Source organism: Myroides marinus, assembly GCF_900109075.1.
Taxonomy (GTDB): Bacteria; Bacteroidota; Bacteroidia; order Flavobacteriales; family Flavobacteriaceae; genus Flavobacterium; species Flavobacterium marinum_A.
In genome coordinates this window covers 1-15209 of the sequence record NZ_FNYS01000015.1, presented here as the reverse complement: position 1 = coordinate 15209, position 15209 = coordinate 1, and the positions used below count along the sequence as shown (strand labels likewise).

Here is a 15209-nt window from a genome sequence, read left to right as displayed (position 1 = left end):
GTGGATCTGTATTGCGTGACACGGATAATAATCCGTCTCTACATTGATATACTAAATCAAAGATAACGTAGAATGTATTCTGTGCTTTTATATTTTAAAAAACAGACATGATATACTGGATAGGGCGTAAAGTATTACGCCCCTACTATTGTGTACTAAGAAGGCATGATATACGGAATTGCATTATGTGTCTATCTTTTTTCCTTTCTCATTCACTCCTTATTCTCTGTGTTCTTTTTTTAGTTAGATTTGTTTCTAATGAGAGATAGAATTACTCTCTGTATTAAAAAACAACAACCAAAAAGCAATATGTTACAAATAGATTTATCTGTATTTCCTGTACTAGAGACGGAAAGACTTATCCTTAGACGTTTAGATATAAATGATGCGCCCACAGTATTTACACTGCGCTCTAGCCCTGAAATAATGAAATACATACCTGTGCCTTTAACTCAATCACTAGAAGAGGCAGAAACCTATATTCAATCTATCGATAAGAGGATGGAGGAAAAAGAATGTGTCAATTGGGCAATCACCTTAAAAGAAAACAATGTGATGATCGGTAATATTGGTTTCTATCGCATGAAACTAGAGCATTACAGATCAGAAGCTGGATACAGTACATTGCCAGAGTTTAATGGTAAGGGTTATGTGACAGAGGCTCTTCAGGCTATTGTCAATTATGGGTTCTCTACTATGAAGCTACACTCTATAGAAGCATTAGTAGATCCAGATAACATTGGGTCTATTAAGGTATTAGAGAAGTGTGGTTTTGAAAAAGAAGGACACTTAAAAGAGAACTGGTTCTTTAATGGAAAGTTCTTGGATACTGTTATTTATTCAAAGCTGAATAAGGGAGTTTAATAGACAATCTGTTTTCAATTCACAGAAAACAAAATAACAAAAAGCAGAAAGCATGCTTGATATAAACTTTATCCCATTTCCGGAGCTAGAGACAGAGCGATTAGTATTAAAACGCATTACTCTTATGGAGGCTAGTACAATGTATACTCTACGCTCTAATGTTACTGCTATGCAATATATTCCTAGGCCTCTGATGCAAACGCTAGACGATGCAAAAAAACACATACAGGCAGTAGATGATAAAATAAACCTCAATGAATGTATTAACTGGGGAATCTATTTAAAAGAGAGTGGTCAAATGATTGGTACTATTGGTTATCCGCATTTTCAGTTAGATCACTTTAGATCAGAAATAGGTTATATGATTTTGCCTGAATACAATGGAAAAGGATATATGACAGAGGCGCTTACTAAAGCAGTAGATTATGGTTTCTCAACTATAAAATTACACTCTATAGAGGCATTAGTAAATCCTGAGAATGTAGGTTCTAGAAGGGTATTAGAAAAATGTGGATTTGTAAAAGAAGGCCACTTAAAAGAAAACTTCTTCTTTAATGGGATATTCTTAGATACTGTTATTTATTCAAAACTGAATAAGTGAATCTATTTACTACTCACAAAATCACAGAAAATAAAAAACATAAGGCTATCTCAATGAGATAGCCTTATTATGTTATTACAATTCTTAATCTACTAATCTATTGTATGCGGTACTGATATGTTTACTGATATCTGATGCTATTAAACTATGTGGATGTATAGTTTCTATAGCACAGTCACCTGCTAATCCGTGTAAATACACTCCTATAATAGCTGCTTCCTTACTCGTATATCCTTGTCCTACTAACGATGTGATCATACCTGTTAGCGTATCTCCTGCTCCCGCAGTAGCCATTCCCCAGTTACCTGATGAATTAAAATATACAGTTTCGTCAGGAGCAATAGTTATTGTATGAGCTCCTTTTAATACAAATACAATATTGTGTTTCTTAGCTAATGCTTTTACTTTACTTATTTTATCAAAGTCATTATCCCACTCTCCTATTAATCTCTTTAACTCTTTCTCATGAGGAGTTAGGATACTCTCTGCAGGTACTTTATCTAAGCATTTATGCTCACTTATAATATTAAGGGCATCAGCATCTATTACTAACTTTTTGTCTTTGTTCTCTTTTAAGAAGGTGATTAAGGCAGTAGCTGTTTCTTTATGCAGGCCTATACCACAGCCTATTCCTACAGCATTATAATGCTCTAAAGAAGGATATGTAGTAATATGATTCTCATTGTCACCAGTAGCACACATCACCTCTGGTACTACAGTTTGCATAATAGTATATCCACAGTTAGGCACATAAGCCGTCACTACACCACTACCTGTGTACATAGCGGACTTAGCAGCTAGTGTCATAGCTCCTATCATACCTTTACTTCCGCCTATTAATAATACGCGCCCAAAGTCATCTTTAGAACTAAACTTAGTTCCTGATTTTACAAGTCCCTTTACTTTCTCTTGTTCTACGTAATAGCTATCCGACTTCGTATTTTCAATACATTCAATATCTGATCCGATATCAAGTATCTCTAATTCCTTTACATAGTCTTTAGCATCAGACAATAACAGCGCTGTCTTAGGTAACTGGAATGTATAGACGATATCTGCTTTAAATACGATAGCGTCTTTAGGAGTACTTACATCTGCCAATAATCCAGAAGGGATGTCTATAGATATACGTTCTAAGCAAGGTGTCTCATTCAGAAAATCAAATATGGGACGCCATTCTTCTTCTAATGGATCGTGTAGTCCTATACCAAATAAAGCATCGACAATGACGTCGTCTTTCTTTACCTTTAATTTACTCTTAGTAGTAAATTTCTCTACATTGATATCTCTATCTTCTAATAGATCTTGGTTTTGTGCATTGTCAGGGCTGTATTTCTTGGTTTGCACTAAGAATACTTTCACCATTGCACCTCCTTCTTTTAGCAATCTAGCTAACGTTAATCCATCCCCTCCATTATTTCCTATTCCGCAAAAAATAACAAACGAGGTTTGATACAACTTATGTCTTGTCTGTAATCTCTCAAAGACTTTTGTTGTCGCTCTCTCCATTAATTTAAATGAAGAGATATACTGATTGGATACTGTTTCTTTATCCAATGCTTGCATTTGTGCAGTGGTGAAAATTTTCATATCGTTATTTATAGTTATTCATCACGAGTAAAGGTAGCAAATACAAGTATTGAAAAACATAGTATAAGCCCATGACTGACTGAATTATATAACTGCGAAAGAACATACTAATTCGCACTTTGACTAATACTAATTATATAAAATAAGTATCAAAAAAAGGATTATTAACTATAATTCTCATCAAAACAGAAACAACAAAATACGCATTATGCCAACTTGCTACTTACTTTTGTATAATTATCTAAGATTAATAAGTCTATTATTACATCTGGATGTCTAGGTATAAATTTATTATCTTTGAGTTTTAATAAGAGATCATATTATGAAACTATATATAAAAAACATGGTGTGTGAAAGATGTAAGATGGCAGTAGACAACCTACTATCAGAAGCAAAATACACTCCTGTCAAAATAGAACTAGGTGAAGTCGAAATAAAAGAAGGATTAACTTCTGCACAACTTAAAGAAGTAGAGAGCAAACTTCAGAAAATAGGTTTTGAACTACTAGACAACCAAAAGAGTAAAACAGTAGACAAAATAAAAACAATATTAATAGAACTAGTACAGAAAGATAACGCTAATCTACAAGTTCCTTTATCTGCTTATATCGCTGATAAAATGCAAATGGATTACCACGCACTTAGTCTTTTATTTTCTCAATTAGAATCCACTACAATAGAACAGTACTTTATTCAATTAAAGATAGAAAAGGTAAAAGAGCTACTAGTGTATGATGAACTAAGTCTAAAGGAGATTACTTATCAACTAAACTACAGTAGTGTAGCACACTTAAGTAAACAGTTTAAGAAAGTAACCGGACTTACTCCTACTCACTTTAAAACTACAGGAGCAGAAAGACGCAAAGTGATAGATAAAATATAACAACAAAAAAGACGAACCTCACAGTTCGTCTTTTATTATTTATAGGCTATTACAATTTGCGTTCTAAAGCTTCTTTAGCATGGCTAAACCACTCGTCTTTAAGAATACTAAACACAGCAGTATCACGACGTCTTCCTGTATTGATTATAATCTCACTTCTCAATACTCCTTCTAACGTACATCCAATACTTTTTACAGCAGCTTTACTTCTTTCATTAGTATTGTCTACTCTAAACTCTATTCGTTCCATTCCCATTACTTCAAAGGCATATTGAAACAATAAATATTTAGCGTGTTTATTTACACCTGTTCCTTGGGTTTCTTTAGCATACCAGGTATATCCTAACCAAAGTGTCTTATTCTTCTGATCAATATTATAGAATCTCGTAGATCCTACATACTTTTCGGTTTGCTTGTCAAATACAATAAAAGGATATGATTTACCAATAGCTCTATCTGCTAAAGCTGTTTCTATATATGCTTTCATTCCATCAGCTCCCTCTAATCCTACAGTAGCATACTTCCAAATATCAGGTTGAGAAATAGCATAATCAACTAAATCCTCATAGTTATAAGCTTCTAAGGGTTTAAGAATGATCTTGTCATCCATTAAAACGACATCCTGCATGACCTATCCTTTTTTCTCTTTAGAAATCTCCTTCACTAAAACATATTTAATAGAAGGTGCATCTGCAGCAAGATTAGATACTTCTTCTCTCTTTACCTCAATCTTATATTCATACCCTTCTTGGTAATCAAAGCCTTCTATATCTTGATACATTAACTCCCATGGAGCATCTTCTTCTTCTTTTACCATCAGACATTTCTTAGGAGCAGCACCAACACACTCATCTAATGTAGAGGCTACATACAATACCTTAACACTATTGATATCTTCGGCGTGCTCTCCTACTTGAGGGATTTCTGTTTGTTCTGTTTCTGTAGTATTAGTTTCATCTGTTTTTGCATCTTTACAAGAAATAAATATACCTACCGATAAAGCCATTAATAAAATTACTCTTCTCATTACTTATAGTTTTTCATCTGTGGTAAAAATAAGTATTTAATCCTCAAAACACCGTTTTTATAAGAGCAATTAAAATATCGGATATAAAAAAAGCTTGCCACTAAGCGTAGGCAAGCTCTAATATTTCTTCATTTAATAAGGATAAATCCGCTTTGAGTTCTGGTTTATCTATTAAAAATTCATTTACCCAGTTTATCAATTGTTCTACATCATAAGGCAATAATGTATGCATCGCTTTATTTAATTCTTTACAAAACAACACTGAATCGAAGCTGACATTTTTTAGAACATGTATATTGTGTTCAAACATCATTCGTTTATTCATAACTACTTTTTTTTCTTTTTCTATGAACAAACATACACACTTTGTGTTAAAATAAAAAACAAATACGCAGAGTTAACCTTAAAATAAAATTAATCACACAAAATTAATAACCGAATAACAAATAATTAACCTTCGAAATCATATAAACATACATTATATGTAATATAAACTTCAATAAATAACTCATTTTACTTGATAAACAATAAATCTGACGGATTAAGATCTTTTTAAACACTGTAGAAGCTCCACTTCTACTACAGCTTATAAGCGACTAACATTTCTCGTTTTCCTGGAGGTCCTTCTACCTTCTCAGTAGTAAAACCTACTTCTTTCATCGCTATTTTAATTGGTCCTCTACAAGCATAAGTAACCAATACACCAGTTGTATCTAAAGCATCATATACTTTCTTAAAAATTTCGACAGACCATAAATCAGGTTGAAACTGATAACCAAAGACATCAAAGTAAACAACGTCAAAAAAACATTGGTTGACAACTGCTTCTTCAAAGGTACTGTGAATCTTATGTAAGGTAAAATTAGGTGTAATTTCGTTTAGCTCATTCCAACTACATTGATGCATCTGTTTAAAAAGTAGTTCATCTTCTTTAGTACTATATAGTGCACTAAAATCTAGTGCACTACTCTCCTGCTCTGTAACAGGAAAAGCTTCTATACTGTGATACTCTACTTTCTTACCTTGCTTTCGAGCTTCTACTAGGGTTAAAAAAGCATTTAAACCTGTACCAAAGCCCATTTCTAGAACTTTGATTACAGGTTTATTTATCTTGTCAAATCCTCTCTCGATGTATACATGTCTAGCTTCTTGAATAGCTCCGTGGATAGAGTGATAGGTTTCTCCCCACTCTTCCATTTCTATAGATGTGGAACCATCTGAAGTAGTAATTACTTTTCTTTTCACTTAATTAAAAGTTTTTTAATTCTAGGTATTGGGCCACCACATTTCTTCTGATGACACTCTAAGCAAGAATTAATTAAATTATTAAACTGTTCTTTTTTATCACCTTCTACGTTCTCATATAAGATCTTTTCTAATCTTAAGTATTCCTCTGCTTGATAAGTAAAAAACAAATCCATATCACTAGGATCAGTCATTTTAGCCGTTAATATCTCCTTATGCTTCTCAGGCCACGCACCAAAGTCAGTTTTCCCCTCTTCTATTTGTGCTTTTAAAAAAAGTCCTTTAGCGTGCATTTCCTCCATTAAAGATGCTAATGGAGACATTTCATACATCTTAAATGATGTAGTATCTTTAACTATTGCTTCTACTTCTACATCTTTAGTATCTATCTCCTTTTTACAAGAGAATAAAGTAAGTAATGCAAACAGAATAAGACTTAATGATAATCCTCTACTACTCACGTCTATTGTTTATCTTTATTGATAGCAATACCATCTGCTGTAAATGCGTAGGTAATCTTAGGTTCTGTAATAGCAGCAATCTCTTCTTCTGATTTACCAGCATCTTTAGCATAGTGCTTTAACTCATCTACTGATACAACAGAAACAAATGCTTTACCATCTACTACTACTTCATGACCTGCTGCATTCATAGGCGCAAAGAAACCATAGTTAGTAAAACGCACAAAGCCTTTTTTCTCTCCAGGTAACTCCACATTCATCCAACAACCTTTCTTCTGGCAAACCTCATTAATAGTTGTCTCGAACTGTACTTTAATAGTATCTCCTTCCTTTAGATTTTGATACTTCTCTAACATAGCTTCTTTAGACAATACATCCTTCATCACTATACTATCTCCGAAATAGTCATAACTCTTTACAAGTTCAACTACTGCTGTTTCTTCTTTTTTCTCTTGGTCTTTACATCCCATAAAAACTAAAGCAACTACACTTAAACAAGCGACAATTCTATTCATGATAAAATTAAGTTTATATAATCCTCCAAAAATAAGTCAAAAAAATACATCAAAAACAAATACTTTATCTGAACATCTTTCACTGATTATTATAAATTCAGCAAAAAATTTTGATTAAACAATATTTATCACTCCATTTTAGATAAAGTTCAACAAGAAACTATTTTAAAGGACTTTTTTTGATAATTTTGTAATGTGTTGCTTTTTTAATACATTGCAAGCATAAGTAACAAACAGACAATAAAAAAAACATTATAAGAAATGAGTTTAGAATCAAACAACGGTATTTCTATTCAAAAAGTAGAAACATCAAAAATTGCATCAGTTGACTTCGAAAATCTGAAGTTTGGATCAGTATTTACTGACCATATGCTAGTATGCCATTACAAAGATGGTAAATGGGGACAAGTAGAGATTAAACCTTACGGGCCAATGTCTTTCGCTCCATCTACAAATGTTTTCCACTATGGACAAGCAATCTTTGAAGGAATGAAAGCATATAAAGATGCAAACGAAGACGTATGGTTATTCCGTCCACGTGAAAACTGGGCTCGTTTTAATAAATCAGCTGAGCGTATGGCTATGCCACACATCGATGAAGAAAGATTCGTAGATGGATTAAAAGCGCTTATTAACTTAGATAGAGACTGGGTTAAGCAAGGTGAAGGAAATGCATTATATATTCGTCCATTTATGATCGGAACTCACGAAGGTGTAGTAGCTGGACCATCTAGCGAATTTATGTTCTGCATCATTTGTTCTCCTGCTCGTACTTACTACTCAGGAAAAGTAAAAGTACAAATTGCTGAGCACTATAGCCGTGCAGCTAATGGAGGTGTAGGATACACTAAATGTTCTGGTAACTACGCTGGACAATTCTACCCAACTAAATTAGCTCAAGAAGCAGGATACCAACAAGTAATCTGGACTGATGATGCTACACATACTAAATTAGAAGAAGCTGGTACAATGAACGTATTCTTCAGAATTGGAGATACTCTAATCACTGCTCCTACTAGTGAAAGAATCTTAGATGGTGTAACTAGAAAAAGTTTATTAGACATCGCAAAAAGCAAAGGAATTAACGTAGAAGTAAAATCTATCGTAGTTCAAGACTTAATCGATGCACACGCTAAAGGAGAATTAAAAGAAATCTTCGGAGCTGGTACTGCTGTAACAGTAGGTCAAATCGAAGGATTTGCTTTCCAAGAAAAATACTACCAATTACCTGAAGTATCGGATGATAACTCATTCGCAATCCAATTAAAAACTGGTCTTCAAGGTATCCAACAAAAGAAAATTGAAGATACTTTTGGGTGGACTGAAAAAATCTAATATCGATTTATTTAAATCATATTGCAAAACGGCAGAATTCCTGCCGTTTTTTTTGTTTAATATACAAGTCTTTTGACTATTTTTGCTAAAAAATAATTATGTTTACACCTGGACAAATGCAGTTTGCTCTATTTTTTATCATTGCCTTTACAATCGTAATGGTGGTAATGTATAGAAAAGATTTAAAATTACACCGAATCTATTATAAAAACAGAATATGGGTTCTTGTTGTTTTCTTAGCATTTATAGGTTCTCTATTTGTATTAAAAAACCTTTTAAAGTAAAGTAATATTGCTCTAAGTTGTTGTTATGAAAATTGTACAGTATTTCCTTCTTTTATTCCTACTAGCACTAGTCTCTCTTTTTGTGTTCATTCTAACACAGAGTCCTGAATATAAAATAGAGCGCAAATTCTCTGTAGATGCTCCTAAAGAGCTTGTCTATAATTATATCAATGATTTAGATAACTGGACAGACTGGATGAAGTCTTCTAAAGAGAATAATGGGACATATAATATAGAACTTGAAAACTTAGGTACTTACAGTATCAGACCTGAATATAGCCATCCTTATGATAGTTTATCTCAAGATATCTTAAATGACAATAAGATTTCGAATATCATCTGGAGACTAAAAGGAAATCAGAATAAAACTAATATTACGTTTACCTTTAGCGGTACTCTAGATTTTAAAACTAAGTTTATCACTTTCTTTAAAGGAACTCCAAATCAAGTAGCTACAAATAGTTTAGATAAAAACATAGACGCTTTTATTGTCTACTTTATCAAACAATATAAAGAATATGAAGTCAAATTAGATGCTGTTAAAACAACGCCTTCTATGCAATACCTTTATTTAGAAACTTCTTCTTCTATAGGTATGCTTAATGAAGATCTTAAGACTTTAAATAATGAATTATCTAAGTTCTGTGAAACTAACCAAATAGAAATAGCTGGCGATCCTTTCCTAATCTTAGATAATAATAGAACTCAGGATATTTTTAAATACAAGTTTGCATTACCTATTAAAGGGCATATCTTCTTAAATGAGGAAGAGAAGTACAAAATAGACACTTTGGCTAAACAAAGTTATTTTGAATCAACTCTTAGTGGTTACTACACTTTCTTACCAGATGCGTTACGCAAAACTAGAAGTGAAATCAACAATAGAGAATTAAATGTGATAGCTGACCAACCTATAATATTACTACTAAAAAATTCAGTAATAGACTCTAGATTAGCAGCTGAATGGGAAACAGTGATTAAAATACCTGTAGAGCAACAAATAATCCCTGTTACTACTCCTGTATATACTCCAACACATAGTAATACAGCTAGTGGTACTATAAATTCCAACACTTCAACAGAAAATACAACAACAGAAGAGCCTATAGCTCCTGCGTTGTAAATAAAAGAAAGAGGCTTGCATTTAATTAATGCAAGCCTCTTTTTTATTATTTTAATTCTGGATTATCTGCTATTATCTGTTTAGCTCTTTCTAAATCCTCAGGAGTATCAATTCCAATACCTAAATGCTTTGTTTCAGCCATTTTAATTCGTTTTCCATACTCTAAGTATCTCAACTGTTCTAACTTCTCTGAAGCTTCTAAAAACTTCATTGGCAAAGTCGTAAATTCCAGTAGAGCTTGTTTTCTAAAAGCATATACTCCTATGTGTTGATAGTACTGTACTTTCGCTTCTTTATCTCTAGGATATGGTATCACCGAACGAGAGAAATACAATGCTGTATTTGTCTCATCTACCACTACCTTTACATTATTAGGATTCTCTATTACTTCCCATTCATTGATAGGAGTCATCAAAGAGGCTAAATCTACTTGTTTCTCTACATCTGATTTAAAGATACTAATTAACTTTTCTAGGTTTTCTTTACTCACAAAAGGTTCATCTCCTTGAACATTAATAACAATATCAGCCTCAATATCACGTACTGCTTCTGCTATACGATCACTCCCACTCTCATGCTCTTTTACACTCATCACAGCTTTACCTCCATGGCTAACAATTTCATTATAAATTAGCTCTGAGTCAGTAGCTACAAATACATCAGCAAAAAGCCCTGTAGCTAGTGTACCTTCATATGTACGACGAATAATAGTCTTGCCTGCTAAATCTTCCATAAGTTTCGCTGGGAAACGCGTAGAAGCGTATCTAGCTGGAATTACTGCTATAACTTTCATATCTCTTTATTATTTATATTCAAATATAATATCTCTACTTAATAATTCTATTGTTTCTAGTAAGTTTTACTCTTGAAGAAAATACTCGTCCTGAAAACCTATCAGATACAGTTTATCTTTAGCACGAGTCATCGCTGTATAAAGCCACTTTACGTAATCTTCTGTTATTCCATCAGGTAAATAAGGTTGTTCTATAAACACAGTCTCCCACTGCCCACCTTGTGATTTATGACATGTGATAGCATAAGAGAACTTGACTTGTAGTGCATTAAAATACTCATTCTCTTTTAACTTCTGCATCTTTCGATATTTAGTTATTTCATCTTCATAATCTAGTAGCACTTCATTGTATAACTTATTCATCTGATCATATGATAAAGCTGGAGATTCACTAGTTAAAGTATCTAAGAATATCATGGTATCAAAGGGAGCCATATCAGGATAATCAATCATTCTGATTCGAACTGAAGCAAATCTAAAACCATATAATTCTATTGTTCTATATATCTGAAGAACCTCTACAATATCACCATTAGCGATAAAATCTGTAACTGTAGAATCCTTTAACCAGAAGTAATTATTCTTTACTACCATTAGTAAATCTCCTGCAGAGATCTCACTGTCCTTATCTAATATACGAGCTCTGATTTGCTGATTGTAAGCATTAGCTCTTTTATTAGAACGAACAATAAACGTTGTTTCCTCTGGTCCGCTATTAGAATATGATGAATATATAGCATCCTGTATATCATAACCATCTACTAAACGAACAATGTCTTTAAAACCACTTAACTGAAACTGGAAAGTATCTGCAAAGTAAGAACCTATAGCTAAACGCAATTCAGTAGCGTTATACAAAATACCTGAATCTACTTCTTGTCGCATTACTTCATCTAACTCAATATGTTGAATATCCATATTGTAATTAAAGCGAAGCTGATCTATATCCAATGCAGGACTAATAGTCATATTCACTGGTGGCAACTGTGCTGTATCTCCTATCAGAATAAGCTTACAGTTAAAACCAGAATATACGTAATACACTAGGTCATCCAATAAGGAGCCATGTGGGTACATAGAAGTATCTCCAGCACTAGCATCTCCTATCATAGAGGCCTCATCAACAATGAATATGGTATTTCTATTTCTGTTATGACGCATGGTGTACTGAAACGTACCTCCCGCTTTACTAGGTTTAGGGTAATAAATATTCTTGTGTATCGTAAATGCTGATCGATTAGAATAATTACTAATCACTTTAGCTGCACGACCAGTAGGTGCAAGCATCACAGAAAACTTATTAATACTCCTTAGTTCATTTACTACAGTCGACAATAAAGTCGTTTTACCAGTACCCGCATATCCCTTTAAAACAAATAATTCATCTGGATTGTCATTCGTAACAAAATCAGCTATCTTCTGCAGGAAAATATCTTGTTTTAGCGTTAATTCATAAGGGAATTTTTGACGGAGTAGTTTATAAAACTGTTGACCTATCATAGTATTGTTGACTTATATTTTATATTACTCTCCAAAGATACTAAGCTTTTTAGCCCTTGACTAGAAGAATGCAATAAAAAAGTGTAATTTTGCATACTATCAAACAATTATATCTCATATTTTAAACACACGATGTCAAAGAATTATCACAAACTTTTAATACAAGTTTCGCTAAAGAAATTCTCATTTGCTATAAAAGATAAATTAGCGCATGAGATTACTCACTTTGCATCAGAAGCAATTTCTCTAACCAAACCTATAGATGAACAGTTAGATAAGTTTTTTCAAAAACACATTGAGTTAAATGATAAATATGATGAAGTAGTTGTATTACATGACAACTCTCTAAATACCTTTATCCCTAGAGAATTATTTAGTGAAGAATCTATGGGTAGTTATCTACAATACACTACTAAAGTATTCTCTACAGATTATTTTGCCTATGATGAATTAGAGACAAGTAAAATAAACAATGTCTATGTTCCGTATGTAAATATCAACAACTATCTAATTGATAAATTTGGTACTTTTACATATCACAATATCAATACACTACTAGTAGAAAACTTGCTTAAAAAATCTATTCAAAACCCGAATAAAGAAGCGTATGCTTTTCTACAAAAAGATCACTTTGAACTAATTATAGTTCAAAATGGAGAATTAATCTTCTTTAATTCATTCCAATATCAAACACCACAAGATTTTATCTATTATATCTTGTTTACCTATGAACAATTAGTTCTAAACCCAGACTTTGTACCTTTACATTTACTAGGTAGAATTGATGAAAATGATACTTATTTTGAGCAAGCATATACTTACATTAGAGAAGTAGACATTGTACAAAACAAGTTCTTTATAAGCGGTGATTTATTATTACATCACCAAGTACCAAAACAATATTACATTTTATTCCATTCATGAGAATTATATCAGGAAAACTAAAAGGAAGACGTATATCACCTCCTAAAAACTTACCAGTTCGTCCAACAACGGATATGAGTAAAGAATCTTTATTCAATATTTTAAACAATCACTTCAACTTTAGTGAACTTACAATATTAGATCTTTTCTCTGGTACAGGAAATATTAGCTATGAATTTGCATCTAGAGGTGCAGAATCAATAGTAAGTGTTGATGGTGATATGGGATGTGTGAACTTCATTAAAAAGACAGCGAAAGAACTAGATTTAAATATCATTCCTTTAAAATCAGATGTGTTTAAGTTTATAGAAAAACACCAATCTTCTTACGACATTGTCTTTGCTGATCCTCCATATGATTTCACACAAGAGCAATTTGAAAAAATCCTTAAAGACATTTTTGCAAATGGTTTAGTAGATGAACAAGGAATGGTAGTAATAGAGCATTCTAAATTTACTAAAATGGATCATCTAGAACATTTTTCTTTTGAGAAAAACTACGGAGGTTCTGTATTTACATTCTTTGAATACGAACTAGAAGAAAGTGATGAAGATGAGGATGACGAGGATAATTAAGATCTAAACATAAAAAAATAGACATGCCCCAAAAAGTTAGACACTTTTTGGGGCATTTTTTATGAGTAGAAAACAGAAATACAATTTCGAGTTTAAGTTACGTTTAGTAACTATTATTTTGGAAGGGAAAGACAGTATGTGTGGACTTTCAGGATCAGAAAAAATTAGTGAGTTTAACCTTTACTTTTGGCTTAAACTATATGAAGCTTATGGAGAACAAGGATTACGAGGAATCTCCAAAAACAAATTCACTATAGAAGAAAAAGTTCATATTATTCAGGAGCATCAAAATAGTGGTTTATCTTTGACAGACACCTGTGTGAGATATAGAATTTCAAATCCTTCTGTCTTATTCCAATGGATAGCCAAATTTAAAAGCAAAGGATTTAAGGGTTTAGAAGATAATCGGGGTGTACATTTAAAGAAAAACAAAAAAATTACCTCAATGACAAAGAAAAGCGCTATTCCTGGGATAAAAAGCTCAATGACTGATTTAGAAAAATTGAAAATTGAAAATGAATATTTACGTGCAGAAATTGCTTATCTAAAAAAGTTAGAAGCCTTGGCTCAAAGCAAGCAAGCCAAAAAGAAAAAGCCGTAATAGTTACGGAGCTAAGGCGCGATCATAATTTAAAACACCTACTACACTTAGCAGGGCTAGCTCGTAGTTGTTATTATTACCATATAAAGAGTGTTTCTTTTTTGGATAAACATGTGAATTTAGTCAAACATGTAGTTGATATCTACAATAAACACAAAGGATTGTATGGATACAGACGTATCACATTAGCTCTTAGAAAAGAGTTAGGAATACCTGTAAACTTTAAAACTATCGCTAAGATAATGAAGAAATCAAATCTTAAAAGCATAATCCGAGTTAAGAAATACAGGTCTTTTAGAGGAGATGTTGGTAAAGAAGCAGAGAATATACTTCAACGAAATTTTAAAGCTACAGAGCCTCATCAAAAGTGGGCTACTGATGTGACAGAATTTAATGTAAAAGGAAATAAATTATATTTATCTCCAATTATAGACTTATTTAATGGAGAGATTATTAGTTATAATTTATCTACTTCACCCAATTATAAACAGACTATTGACATGCTTGATAAAGCATTTAAAAAAAGGAAAAAAGAGAATAGAGCACATATCCACACTATACTTCATTCTGATCAAGGATGGCAATATAGACTACAAAAATATCAACACAAACTCAAAGCTAATAACATTATTCAAAGTATGTCTAGAAAAGGGAATTGTCTAGATAATGCTATTATAGAAAATTTCTTTGGAGTGCTAAAGTCAGAACTATTTTACCTGAAGAAATATACTTCGATAGTAGAATTGAGTAAAGAGATCAAAGACTATATTAAATATTACAATAACGATAGAATAAGGATTAACTTAAATGGAATGAGCCCGATAGAATATCGAGCTCATTATATTAAAAACATTGCATAACTTAGTCCAACTTTTTGGGGTCAGTCCA

18 protein-coding genes are annotated in these 15209 nt (G+C 32.5%); 9 read left to right on the top strand and 9 right to left on the bottom strand.

The annotated features are described in order from the left end of the window. Positions 1-309: 309 nt before the first annotated feature. Together BMX53_RS13645 and BMX53_RS13640 are read left to right on the top strand one after the other, a co-directional pair. The gene (locus BMX53_RS13645) at positions 310-864 is read left to right on the top strand and encodes a GNAT family N-acetyltransferase (RefSeq protein WP_063176429.1); all 555 of its coding nucleotides are present in this window, start codon (positions 310-312) and stop codon (positions 862-864) included. Positions 865-916: 52 nt separating this feature from the next. Continuing rightward, positions 917-1465, top strand: a complete 549-nt coding sequence (locus BMX53_RS13640; RefSeq protein ID WP_063176425.1) for a GNAT family N-acetyltransferase — start codon at positions 917-919, stop codon at positions 1463-1465. Between the two features lie 84 nt (positions 1466-1549). On the opposite strand, the gene BMX53_RS13635 is transcribed toward BMX53_RS13640, so the two are convergent. Further along, positions 1550-3055, bottom strand: coding sequence for a bifunctional ADP-dependent NAD(P)H-hydrate dehydratase/NAD(P)H-hydrate epimerase (locus tag BMX53_RS13635; protein ID WP_063176210.1), 1506 nt, complete (start codon positions 3053-3055; stop codon positions 1550-1552). Between the two features lie 322 nt (positions 3056-3377). Here BMX53_RS13635 and BMX53_RS13630 point away from each other — a divergent pair, with 322 nt between their 5' ends. Continuing rightward, the gene (locus tag BMX53_RS13630; protein ID WP_063176209.1) at positions 3378-3938 is read left to right on the top strand and encodes a helix-turn-helix domain-containing protein; all 561 of its coding nucleotides are present in this window, start codon (positions 3378-3380) and stop codon (positions 3936-3938) included. A 49-nt stretch (positions 3939-3987) separates the two neighbouring features. Here BMX53_RS13630 and BMX53_RS13625 read toward each other — a convergent pair whose 3' ends face one another. The 6 genes from BMX53_RS13625 to BMX53_RS13600 form a co-directional block, all read right to left on the bottom strand. Continuing rightward, positions 3988-4566, bottom strand: a complete 579-nt coding sequence (locus BMX53_RS13625; RefSeq protein ID WP_063176208.1) for a GNAT family N-acetyltransferase — start codon at positions 4564-4566, stop codon at positions 3988-3990. Between the two features lie 3 nt (positions 4567-4569). Continuing rightward, complete coding sequence (locus tag BMX53_RS13620) at positions 4570-4965, bottom strand: DUF4377 domain-containing protein (protein ID WP_063176207.1); 396 nt, start codon at positions 4963-4965, stop codon at positions 4570-4572. Positions 4966-5065: 100 nt separating this feature from the next. Continuing rightward, positions 5066-5290, bottom strand: a complete 225-nt coding sequence (locus BMX53_RS13615; protein ID WP_038984634.1) for a hypothetical protein — start codon at positions 5288-5290, stop codon at positions 5066-5068. Positions 5291-5544: 254 nt separating this feature from the next. Continuing rightward, positions 5545-6210: a tRNA (5-methylaminomethyl-2-thiouridine)(34)-methyltransferase MnmC2 gene (gene mnmD, locus BMX53_RS13610; RefSeq protein ID WP_063176206.1), complete on the bottom strand. Its 666-nt coding sequence runs from the start codon at positions 6208-6210 to the stop codon at positions 5545-5547. Further along, a complete protein-coding gene (locus tag BMX53_RS13605; protein ID WP_063176205.1) occupies positions 6207-6671 on the bottom strand; it encodes a hypothetical protein in 465 nt (154 codons plus the stop codon). Before BMX53_RS13605 ends, mnmD begins: the two co-directional genes overlap by 4 nt. Positions 6672-6673: 2 nt before the next feature. Next, the gene (locus tag BMX53_RS13600; protein ID WP_063176204.1) at positions 6674-7186 is read right to left on the bottom strand and encodes a DUF4920 domain-containing protein; all 513 of its coding nucleotides are present in this window, start codon (positions 7184-7186) and stop codon (positions 6674-6676) included. A gap of 261 nt (positions 7187-7447) precedes the next feature. Between BMX53_RS13600 and BMX53_RS13595 the strand changes: the two genes are divergently transcribed. Beyond that, the gene (locus BMX53_RS13595) at positions 7448-8521 is read left to right on the top strand and encodes a branched-chain amino acid aminotransferase (protein ID WP_038984565.1); all 1074 of its coding nucleotides are present in this window, start codon (positions 7448-7450) and stop codon (positions 8519-8521) included. A gap of 309 nt (positions 8522-8830) precedes the next feature. Next, positions 8831-9928: an SRPBCC family protein gene (locus BMX53_RS13585; RefSeq protein WP_074746954.1), complete on the top strand. Its 1098-nt coding sequence runs from the start codon at positions 8831-8833 to the stop codon at positions 9926-9928. 46 nt (positions 9929-9974) lie between these two features. Here BMX53_RS13585 and kdsB read toward each other — a convergent pair whose 3' ends face one another. Then, a complete protein-coding gene (kdsB, locus tag BMX53_RS13580) occupies positions 9975-10721 on the bottom strand; it encodes a 3-deoxy-manno-octulosonate cytidylyltransferase (RefSeq protein ID WP_038984562.1) in 747 nt (248 codons plus the stop codon). A 66-nt stretch (positions 10722-10787) separates the two neighbouring features. Beyond that, on the bottom strand, positions 10788-12221 hold the full coding sequence (locus BMX53_RS13575) for an ATP-dependent DNA helicase (protein WP_038984561.1): 1434 nt from the start codon (positions 12219-12221) through the stop codon (positions 10788-10790). 132 nt (positions 12222-12353) lie between these two features. Between BMX53_RS13575 and BMX53_RS13570 the strand changes: the two genes are divergently transcribed. From BMX53_RS13570 to BMX53_RS13555, 4 genes are all read left to right on the top strand, one after another. Further along, complete coding sequence (locus BMX53_RS13570; RefSeq protein WP_038984560.1) at positions 12354-13145, top strand: DUF3822 family protein; 792 nt, start codon at positions 12354-12356, stop codon at positions 13143-13145. Further along, complete coding sequence (locus BMX53_RS13565) at positions 13142-13720, top strand: RsmD family RNA methyltransferase (RefSeq protein ID WP_038984559.1); 579 nt, start codon at positions 13142-13144, stop codon at positions 13718-13720. The genes BMX53_RS13570 and BMX53_RS13565 overlap by 4 nt, the downstream gene beginning before the upstream one ends. 61 nt (positions 13721-13781) lie before the next feature. Next, complete coding sequence (locus tag BMX53_RS13560; protein ID WP_074746351.1) at positions 13782-14321, top strand: transposase; 540 nt, start codon at positions 13782-13784, stop codon at positions 14319-14321. After that, positions 14240-15181: an IS3 family transposase gene (locus tag BMX53_RS13555; protein ID WP_143061420.1), complete on the top strand. Its 942-nt coding sequence runs from the start codon at positions 14240-14242 to the stop codon at positions 15179-15181. Before BMX53_RS13560 ends, BMX53_RS13555 begins: the two co-directional genes overlap by 82 nt. The last annotated feature ends 28 nt before the right edge of the window (positions 15182-15209 follow it).

What these genes read in the sequence shown, in the direction of transcription:
- BMX53_RS13645 (WP_063176429.1), top strand. Translation starts at nt 310, where the DNA reads ATGTTACAAATAGATTTATCTGTATTTCCTGTACTAGAGACGGAAAGA.
- BMX53_RS13640 (WP_063176425.1), top strand. Translation starts at nt 917, where the DNA reads ATGCTTGATATAAACTTTATCCCATTTCCGGAGCTAGAGACAGAGCGA.
- BMX53_RS13635 (WP_063176210.1), bottom strand. Translation starts at nt 3,055, where the DNA reads ATGAAAATTTTCACCACTGCACAAATGCAAGCATTGGATAAAGAAACA.
- BMX53_RS13630 (WP_063176209.1), top strand. Translation starts at nt 3,378, where the DNA reads ATGAAACTATATATAAAAAACATGGTGTGTGAAAGATGTAAGATGGCA.
- BMX53_RS13625 (WP_063176208.1), bottom strand. Translation starts at nt 4,566, where the DNA reads ATGCAGGATGTCGTTTTAATGGATGACAAGATCATTCTTAAACCCTTA.
- BMX53_RS13620 (WP_063176207.1), bottom strand. Translation starts at nt 4,965, where the DNA reads ATGAGAAGAGTAATTTTATTAATGGCTTTATCGGTAGGTATATTTATT.
- BMX53_RS13615 (WP_038984634.1), bottom strand. Translation starts at nt 5,290, where the DNA reads ATGAATAAACGAATGATGTTTGAACACAATATACATGTTCTAAAAAAT.
- BMX53_RS13600 (WP_063176204.1), bottom strand. Translation starts at nt 7,186, where the DNA reads ATGAATAGAATTGTCGCTTGTTTAAGTGTAGTTGCTTTAGTTTTTATG.
- BMX53_RS13595 (WP_038984565.1), top strand. Translation starts at nt 7,448, where the DNA reads ATGAGTTTAGAATCAAACAACGGTATTTCTATTCAAAAAGTAGAAACA.
- BMX53_RS13585 (WP_074746954.1), top strand. Translation starts at nt 8,831, where the DNA reads ATGAAAATTGTACAGTATTTCCTTCTTTTATTCCTACTAGCACTAGTC.
- kdsB (WP_038984562.1), bottom strand. Translation starts at nt 10,721, where the DNA reads ATGAAAGTTATAGCAGTAATTCCAGCTAGATACGCTTCTACGCGTTTC.
- BMX53_RS13575 (WP_038984561.1), bottom strand. Translation starts at nt 12,221, where the DNA reads ATGATAGGTCAACAGTTTTATAAACTACTCCGTCAAAAATTCCCTTAT.
- BMX53_RS13570 (WP_038984560.1), top strand. Translation starts at nt 12,354, where the DNA reads ATGTCAAAGAATTATCACAAACTTTTAATACAAGTTTCGCTAAAGAAA.
- BMX53_RS13565 (WP_038984559.1), top strand. Translation starts at nt 13,142, where the DNA reads ATGAGAATTATATCAGGAAAACTAAAAGGAAGACGTATATCACCTCCT.
- BMX53_RS13560 (WP_074746351.1), top strand. Translation starts at nt 13,782, where the DNA reads ATGAGTAGAAAACAGAAATACAATTTCGAGTTTAAGTTACGTTTAGTA.